The organism is Psychromarinibacter sediminicola, assembly GCF_029168335.1.
GTDB lineage: Bacteria > Pseudomonadota > Alphaproteobacteria > Rhodobacterales > Rhodobacteraceae > Psychromarinibacter > Psychromarinibacter sediminicola.
In genome coordinates this window covers 113,207-120,831 of the sequence record NZ_JARGYC010000005.1, presented here as the reverse complement: position 1 = coordinate 120,831, position 7,625 = coordinate 113,207, and the positions used below count along the sequence as shown (strand labels likewise).

8 protein-coding genes, 1 tRNA gene and 1 pseudogene are annotated in these 7,625 nt (G+C 68.0%); 3 read left to right on the top strand and 7 right to left on the bottom strand.

All coding sequences use genetic code 11. The annotated features are described in order from the left end of the window. The 3 genes and pseudogenes from P1J78_RS03480 to P1J78_RS03470 all read right to left on the bottom strand — a co-directional run. Positions 1-192: pseudogene (locus P1J78_RS03480) on the bottom strand (CPBP family intramembrane glutamate endopeptidase); the annotation flags it as partial. Positions 193-944: 752 nt separating this feature from the next. Further along, a complete protein-coding gene (locus P1J78_RS03475) occupies positions 945-2,150 on the bottom strand; it encodes a tyrosine-type recombinase/integrase (RefSeq protein WP_275565933.1) in 1,206 nt (401 codons plus the stop codon). A gap of 201 nt (positions 2,151-2,351) precedes the next feature. Continuing rightward, positions 2,352-2,435, bottom strand: a tRNA-Tyr gene (locus P1J78_RS03470). A gap of 78 nt (positions 2,436-2,513) precedes the next feature. On the opposite strand from P1J78_RS03470, the gene rlmB reads away from it, so the two are divergent. Next, entirely contained in the window at positions 2,514-3,311 is a 798-nt protein-coding gene (gene rlmB / locus P1J78_RS03465; protein WP_275565932.1) for a 23S rRNA (guanosine(2251)-2'-O)-methyltransferase RlmB, read from the top strand. Positions 3,312-3,694: 383 nt separating this feature from the next. Continuing rightward, on the top strand, positions 3,695-4,168 hold the full coding sequence (locus tag P1J78_RS03460) for a CoA-binding protein (protein ID WP_275565931.1): 474 nt from the start codon (positions 3,695-3,697) through the stop codon (positions 4,166-4,168). Positions 4,169-4,400: 232 nt separating this feature from the next. Here P1J78_RS03460 and P1J78_RS03455 read toward each other — a convergent pair whose 3' ends face one another. Then, the gene (locus P1J78_RS03455; RefSeq protein WP_275565930.1) at positions 4,401-4,715 is read right to left on the bottom strand and encodes a phosphoribosyl-ATP diphosphatase; all 315 of its coding nucleotides are present in this window, start codon (positions 4,713-4,715) and stop codon (positions 4,401-4,403) included. Further along, the gene (gene hisF / locus P1J78_RS03450; RefSeq protein WP_275565929.1) at positions 4,712-5,473 is read right to left on the bottom strand and encodes an imidazole glycerol phosphate synthase subunit HisF; all 762 of its coding nucleotides are present in this window, start codon (positions 5,471-5,473) and stop codon (positions 4,712-4,714) included. The genes P1J78_RS03455 and hisF overlap by 4 nt, the downstream gene beginning before the upstream one ends. Positions 5,474-5,557: 84 nt before the next feature. Here hisF and P1J78_RS03445 point away from each other — a divergent pair, with 84 nt between their 5' ends. After that, positions 5,558-6,001 (top strand): DUF302 domain-containing protein, encoded by a 444-nt coding sequence (locus P1J78_RS03445; RefSeq protein WP_275565928.1) that lies wholly within the window; start codon positions 5,558-5,560, stop codon positions 5,999-6,001. 17 nt (positions 6,002-6,018) lie between these two features. Here the strand turns inward: P1J78_RS03445 and hisA are convergent, their stop codons facing one another. Beyond that, positions 6,019-6,741 carry a 1-(5-phosphoribosyl)-5-[(5-phosphoribosylamino)methylideneamino]imidazole-4-carboxamide isomerase gene (gene hisA / locus P1J78_RS03440; protein WP_275565927.1) on the bottom strand — a complete coding sequence of 241 codons (723 nt, stop codon included), beginning with the start codon at positions 6,739-6,741 and terminating at the stop codon, positions 6,019-6,021. 69 nt (positions 6,742-6,810) lie between these two features. Continuing rightward, positions 6,811-7,584, bottom strand: coding sequence for a ZIP family metal transporter (locus P1J78_RS03435; protein ID WP_275565926.1), 774 nt, complete (start codon positions 7,582-7,584; stop codon positions 6,811-6,813). Between the last annotated feature and the right edge of the window lie 41 nt (positions 7,585-7,625).

Below are 7,625 nucleotides of genomic sequence, written 5' to 3'. Positions count from 1 at the left end.
GGCATGGGACAGGACCAGCACGAGCGCCGCGATGGCGGGCGCCCATGTGGCGAGGAAGAAGAGCGGGTGCGCGCCGCTGATCTCTCCGAACCAGCTCGACGCCAGGCCCGGGGCCAGCACGTAGAAGCCGACGATCCCCCAGCTGATCAGAAAGGTTATGGCCAGAAAGACCGGAATTGCGCGTGTCGGCATCGAACCTCGCTTGTCCTCCTGTCGGAGGACCGGATGACATTAGCGCACCCCGAGCGGTGCGATCGTCTTCCTATCCGATTCCCGGTGGCCCACCGTGATTTGCATCAATTGGCTATCCGAATGGAGCACGTCCGAAGAATGGCCGCTTCGATGAGTTCCGCTCACCCGCTGCGGCATTCACCAAGGTTCGGTCTGAGGCTGCAGGTGACGATATGCGTTTCGCAGCATGCGCGAGTTCGCCCCGCCGCGCCGCAGTCAATATGGGCTCAACCTGGTCATTTGATGGTTACGCTCGGGCTTCGGCGCAGGGATCGCAACACGGACTCATCCGTCTCGGCCGAACCACTAGGTCGACCTCGCGGCCTCTCTCGACAATCCAGGCCAGGCAACGCGCGCAAAAGGAGCCGCGCCTCCCGCTAGCGCCTTGGACTGACCCGAGCCGGTCTCCGGGGCCAGAGCGCCCCGGCCTCATTGAAGCAACACGGGGCGTGGGCTCCTCGAAGCCTTCCAAGGTCGTCTCCGGGGCCACAGCGCCCTGACCTCATTGAAGCGCCCGCCGGTCTGGGTTGCGGTTTCGATCACGTGGGCGTTGGTTTTGACCAGGCAGGTCTGCAGAGTGGAGAACTCGGCGCGTTTCAGCGGCGCCTTGGCCGGATTTGCTTCCTGAACCGCGCGTAGAAGCCGGTAGGCGGCTGCATTCAATATCAGCCGCCTCTGGTTGACCGCCTCTCTATTCGTGAGCCTCTTGGTCTCTACGCAACCTCCTGCTTGTCGAGCCAGTCCGCGTACCACTGCATCATCTTCGCCCGGTCCTCCAGGTAGAGCGCCTTGTTGTAGGCGCCTTTGATCTTGTTCTCCTCTACGTGCGCAAGCTGGCGTTCGATCCAATCTGAGTTCCAACCCGCCTCGTGCAACGTGGTCGAGGCCGTGATCCTGAACCCGTGGTGGCAATGCTCCTCTTTCGGGAATCCGAGCCGCCGCAGCGTGGCGTTCAAGGTGTTCTCCGACAGCATCCCCGAGGCCGCAGTTCGTGACGGCAGGACGAGGGTGCTCGCGCCGGTCAGCGGCTTGATCCACGCGAGAACTTGGCGGGCCTGCTTCGGCAGCGGGACGACGTGGGTGCGCTTCTTCTTCATCGCCTCGGCTGGGACCTCCCACACGCTGCCGCTGATCTGGTCCCACCGCATCTGCCGGAGTTCCGCGTTGCGCGGGAACAAGTAGGCAGAGAGCAGGAGTGCCGCCCGAACCTGCGGCTCGCCGGTGTAAGCCCGGATCGCCCGCATAAGTACGCCGACCCGCGTCGGATCGGTGATTCCTCGGTAGCCGACGTTCTGGGGCCTGGCGATGGCATCCCTTGTTGACGTTGCCGGGTCGTGGTCGGCCTCGCCGTGGGCGATGGCGAACCGGAAGACCTGGCCGCAGAGAGCGCGGACGGCGTGGGCCGAGTTCAGCTTGCCCGCCTCCTCGTAGGGGCGGCAGGCCGCGATCACGTCGCGCGAGGTGCAGTCCCGGATCGGCTTGTCGCCCATCACGGGGTAGGTCTTCTCCGCGTGCAGGGACAGCTTCTTGACGGTTGCCGGAGCCGCGTTCTCACGCTTGCGCTTCTCCAGGTATCTTTCCACCCAACTGCGCCAGGTCGTGGCGGGCGGAGACGCCGGGGGTGCTTCTTCCCCGTCCACTCCTGCCCCGACCGGCGACCGGAGTCTGAACTCCTCACGAGGGTCCCCGCCCTCCGCCAGCACGGACTTGACATGTTCCCGGAGCGTGCGCGCCTTCGCCAGTTTGAGCGCCGGAAACTCACCTAGGACCACCTGGCACTGCTTCCCGTCGTAGCGGAACGTCTGCTTGAACAGCTTCCGCCCGCCGGGCGCGACTTCCACGAACAAACCGCCGCCGTCGCTTCTACGCATCCGCTTCGCCGTTGGCTTGATTGCCTTGATGCTTGATTCGGTGAGCATGTCATCCTCCTTCTTCTTGAACCGGCTGACCAACACCGTTTGTTGGTCAGCGTGTTGGTCAGGGGGTCTGTTGACCAACAATTTGCCTGCACACTATGCACGTTATTGCACTTCCTGCTAAAGTTTCACCTTTCGGCTAACGCATTTGAGCCAACGATACAAGGGCTTTTGCACGTTTTTGCATTTTCTTGAGGGGGATATTGGTGGGCGACCCTGGAATCGAACCAGGCATGGGTCTCCCCGGCGGAGTTACAGTCCGCTGCCGCACCTTGCAGCTCGTCGCCCGACGCGAAGGGGTGATTAGCCGTGGCGCCCGGTGCCGTCAACCGTTATTTCCCCGGGAAATTCCGGGGATCGCATGTCATGAAGAAACCCAAATGGGTCGTCGACAAGGAACGCAGCCGCCGCGCCGCCGCCGCGGAAACCGTGTGGCTTTTCGGCCTGCACGCGGTGCGCGACGCGCTGACGAATCCGGCGCGCGAGAAGCTGCGGCTGATCGTGACCAAGAACGCCGCCGACCGGCTGGGCGACGCGCTGGCCCACGGCCCGGCGCCCGAGATGGCGGATGCGCGCAAGTTCCCCGCCCCGCTCGATCCCGCTTCGGTGCACCAGGGCGCGGCGCTGGAGGTGAAGCCGCTCGACTGGGGCCGGCCCGAGGACGTCTGCGGCCACGCGCCCAGCGACACGGCCGGGGACGCGCCGCGCGTCGTGCTGCTCGACCGGGTGACCGACCCGCATAACGTGGGCGCCATCCTGCGCTCGGCCGAGGTGTTCGGCGCCCGCGCGGTGATCGCGCCCGCGCGCCATTCCGCACCCGAGACCGGGGCGCTGGCCAAGGCGGCGTCGGGCGCGCTGGAACGGCAGCCCTACCTGCGGGTGGCGAACCTCGCCCGAACGATGGAGGTGCTGCAGGGGATGGGCTACACGCTGCTCGGGCTGGCCGGCGAGGCCGGGGACAGCCTGGAGGACGGGCTCGCCGGCGTGACCGGCCCCGTCGGGCTGGTGCTGGGGGCCGAGGGCCCGGGGCTGCGGGACAAGACGCGCGAGACCTGCGACGCGCTGGTCCGGATCGGGGCGGCGGGCGGGTTCGGCTCGCTGAACGTGTCGAACGCGGCGGCCGTGGCGCTCTATGCCGCCGTCCGCCGGGGAGAATCGGCGTGAGATGTCTCGCCCAGAGGTTGCTCAGGCATTGTTCAATTCGCGGGAAAAATCCGCAAACGTCTGTTTTTCGGGCCGAATTCGGCGCCGCCCAGGACCGGGGTCGAGATTATTTTATCAAACGGTCAAACCGGTCCGGCCCGATATTATGTTGCTTTTTCGCACGGTTACAGCCCGTTGCGCATCCTGTGGGTCTGCGAGGCTTACCTACCGGTCACAACGATATTACGTGACCTTTTCTTTCCGGAATGCTTTCCTAGATACTCAGTTGAACGTGGAAACGGAACATCCGCGTTCACTTCACTGTCCCTCGTTCCGTGACTTGCGCCCGGCCTGTTTCAGGCCCGGGCGCTTTTTTCGTCCGGCCGCTGTGGTAAGGAGGACCCATGCGCTATTCCGATCCCTACCTCAGGCAACTGCTGACCCGGACGAAGGTGATCGCCTGCGTCGGCGTCTCGCCCAACCCGGTGCGGCCCAGCCACTACGTCGCCCGCTACCTGTCGCTGAAGGGCTACCGGGTGATTCCGGTCAATCCGGGCCATGCCGGCACCGAGCTGTTCGGCGAGACGGTGGTGCCGGACCTCGCCGCGATCCCGGCCGAGGCAGAGGTGGACATGGTCGACATCTTCCGCCGCTCGGAACACGTGCCGCCCATCGTGGACGCGGCGCTGGAGCATCTGCCGGCGCTCCGGACCGTCTGGATGCAGATCGGGGTGGAGAATGCCGAAGCGGCCGCAGCGGCGGAGGCGCGGGGCTGCGACGTGGTCCAGAACCTCTGCCCGAAGATGGAGCATCAGCGGCTGTTCGGGGAGTTGCGCAAGGCCGGATTCAATACCGGGGTGATTTCCTCGAAGCTGTAGGCCCGTGTTGAAAGGCGCGCCTGCGGCGCAAGATCTTGCGTGCGTGGGGGCGGTTTTTCGGTTGGGTGCATCGGGCCCGGCGATGCGCGTGTGGCGCCGCCGGATTGCGTATTTGTAACGAGAAGAAGCTGGAGCAGGTCGCACAAAGGCGGGAACCGGTCTTGTGCGCCTCGGGCATGCGACATCAAGACGTTAGGGTGCTTCATGTGAATGCTGATGAACGCGAAGCGCGCTAGGTGCGGCGCGATGCCTTTTCCGTGAGGCCCGAGGTGCCTTCCCGGCGCTCCAGTTCCGTCAGCACGTCGGCCAGCGTCACGTCCTGTGCGGCCAGCATGACCAGCAAGTGATAGAGCACGTCCGCCGCCTCCGCCGTGAGGCTGTCCCGGTCGCCCTTGGCGGCGGCGACGATTGCCTCCACCGCTTCCTCGCCGAACTTCTCGGCGCATTTCTCCGGGCCTTTCGCCAGCAGCTTCGCTGTCCAGGAGGTCTCCGGATCGGCGCCCTTGCGGGCCTCGACGGTCGCGGCCAGGCGCTCCAGCGCGGTCATGTCAGCCTCACGGGGATGCCGGCGGCGGCCATGTGGGCCTTGGCCTCGCCGATGGAATAGGTGCCGAAGTGGAAGATCGACGCGGCGAGCACGGCCGAGGCGTGGCCGTCGATCACGCCCTCGACCAGGTGGTCCAGCGTGCCGACGCCGCCCGAGGCGATCACCGGGATATCCACCGCGTCGGCGATGGCGCGGGTCAGCGGGATGTTGAACCCCTGCTTCGTCCCGTCCCGGTCCATCGAGGTCAAGAGGATCTCTCCGGCCCCCTTTTCCGCCACGGTCTTCGCGAATTCGACCGCGTCGATGCCGGTGGGCCGGCGGCCGCCATGGGTGAAGATCTCCCACCGCCCGGGCGCGACGGTCTTGGCGTCGATGGCGCAGACGATGCACTGGCTGCCGAACCGGTCGGCGGCGCGCGCGAGCACGTCCGGGTCGGCCACGGCGGCGGAGTTGAACGACACCTTGTCGGCCCCCGCGAGCAGCAGGTTCCTCACGTCCTCGGGCGTCCGGACGCCGCCGCCGATGGTCAGCGGCATGAAACAATGCTCGGCCGTGCGCGTCGCCAGGTCGTACATCGTGCCGCGGTTCTCGTGCGTGGCGTGGATGTCGAGAAAGCACAGCTCGTCGGCGCCGGCGGCGTCATAGGCCTGCGCGGCCTCCACCGGGTCGCCGGCGTCGATCAGGTCGACGAAGTTGACGCCCTTGACCACGCGGCCGTCGGCCACGTCGAGGCAGGGGATGATGCGGGTCTTCAGCATGGGCTTTCGTCCGTCGGCTCTGCCGGTCTAGTATGACGGAAACGGCCGGAGCGCCAGTGCCGGAACGAATAAGGGAGACGGATCATGCGGTTGATCGTGGCGGGGCTGATGGTTCTGGCGCTGACCGGCGCGGCGCGCGCGGCCGAGATCGTGCGGGTGGCGGCCTCGGGCAGCGTCCCCGAGGTGGCCAACCGGCTGGTAGTGGCCGTGGAAGACGCCGGGGCGCTGGTCTTCGCGCGGGTGGACCACGCCGGCGGCGCCGCGACGGTCGGCATGGAGTTGCAGCCGATGGAGCTTGTCGTCTTCGGCAATCCCAGGCTCGGCACCCCCGCGATCCGGGAGGCGCCGATGGCCGGGCTGGTGCTGCCGCTGCGGGTGCTGGTCTATACCGACGGAGACGGCACCTGGCTTGCCTACCAGGATCCCGGCGAGATGATCGCGGAGGTCGGCGGCGCGGCCGATGCGGCCTCCGTCGCGCCGATCCGCAAGGCGCTGGAGAAGATAACGGCGACGGCGGCCGGCGGCTGAGCGCGGCGCGGCGGCCGTTAGTCGCGCAGCAGGCGCAGCGCCTCCGGCAGGTCGATCGCCCCGTCATAGAGCGCGCGGCCGGAGATCGCGCCGGCCAGCGGCGCCCCGCAGTCGCGCAGCGCGCGCAGGTCGTCCAGCGACGACACCCCGCCCGAGGCGATGACCGGAATCGAGACGGCCCGCGCCAGCGCCGCCGTGGCCGCCACGTTCGGCCCGCCCATCGCGCCGTCGCGCTCGATGTCGGTGTAGATGATGGCGGCCACGCCCGCATCCTCGAAGCTCTGGGCCAGCTCGGTCGCCTTCACGTCGGTCTCCTCGGCCCAGCCCTTGGTGGCCACGCGCCCGTCCCGCGCGTCGATGCCCACGGCCACCTGCCCCGGGAACGCCGCCGCCGCCTCGCGCACCAGTTCCGGCTTTTCCACCGCGACCGTGCCCAGGATCACCCGCGCGAGCCCCTTGTCCAGCCAGGTCTCGATGGTGGCCATGTCGCGGATGCCGCCGCCCAGCTGCGCCGGCACGTCCACCGCGGCCAGAATCGCCTCGACCGCCGCGCCGTTGACCGGCGTGCCCGCGAAGGCGCCGTTCAGGTCGACGAGGTGCAGCCATTCGCAGCCCGCCACCTGGAACGCGCGCGCCTGCGCCGCCGGGTCGTCGTTGAACACCGTTGCCGCCGCCATCTCGCCGCGCAAGAGGCGTACGCACTGGCCGTCCTTCAGGTCGATGGCGGGGAACAGGATCATGGCGGGTCTCCGGGGCAATGGCGGCCGCTCCTTGCCACGCGCGGCGCCGGTTGCCAAGGCCACAGCCGCTCAGCCCAAGGTCACGTCCAGCATCATCATCAGGATCAGCCCCAGAATCAGCCCGGTCGTCGCCGCCGCCTGATGGCCGGACCGGTGCGTCTCGGGGATGATCTCGTGGCTGATGATGTAAAGCATCGCGCCCGCGGCAAAGCCCAGCCCCCAGGGCAGGACGTGCTGCGACAGATGCACCAGCGTCACGCCAAGCGCGCCGCCCACCGGCTCCACCAGTCCCGTGGCCAGCGCGACGCCGAAGCTGCGCCACCGGGAATAGCCCTGCCCGCGCAGCGCCAGCGCCACGGCCAGCCCCTCGGGCGCGTTCTGCAGCCCGATGCCGGTGGCCAGCGACATGCCGTTCGCGACGTCGCCGCCGCCGAAGCCCACGCCGACGGCCAGGCCCTCGGGGAAGTTGTGGATGGTGATGGCGATGATGAACAGCCAGATCTTCGCCAGCTTGCCCGGATCGCCGCCCTCGGGCCCGGCCACGAAATGCCGGTGCGGCACCCAGGCATTCAGCGCCGCCACCGCCACGGCGCCCAGCGCGATGCCCGCCGCCGCGATCGCGGCCGCGGCGAGCACGCTGTCGTAGAGCCCCTCCGCCGCCTCGATCCCCGGCAGGATCAGCGAGAAGTAGGAAGCCGACAGCATCACCCCGGCGGCAAACCCGAGGAAGGCGTCGTTCGCCCGCTGCGACACGCTGCGGCCGAACAGCACGGGCACCGCCCCCGCGCCGGTCATCAGCCCCGCCCCGAGGCTCGCCAGTATGCCGATCCAGATGATGCTCATCGCCGCAGCCACCTACGACGCCGCGGACCCGTGTCCAGCAC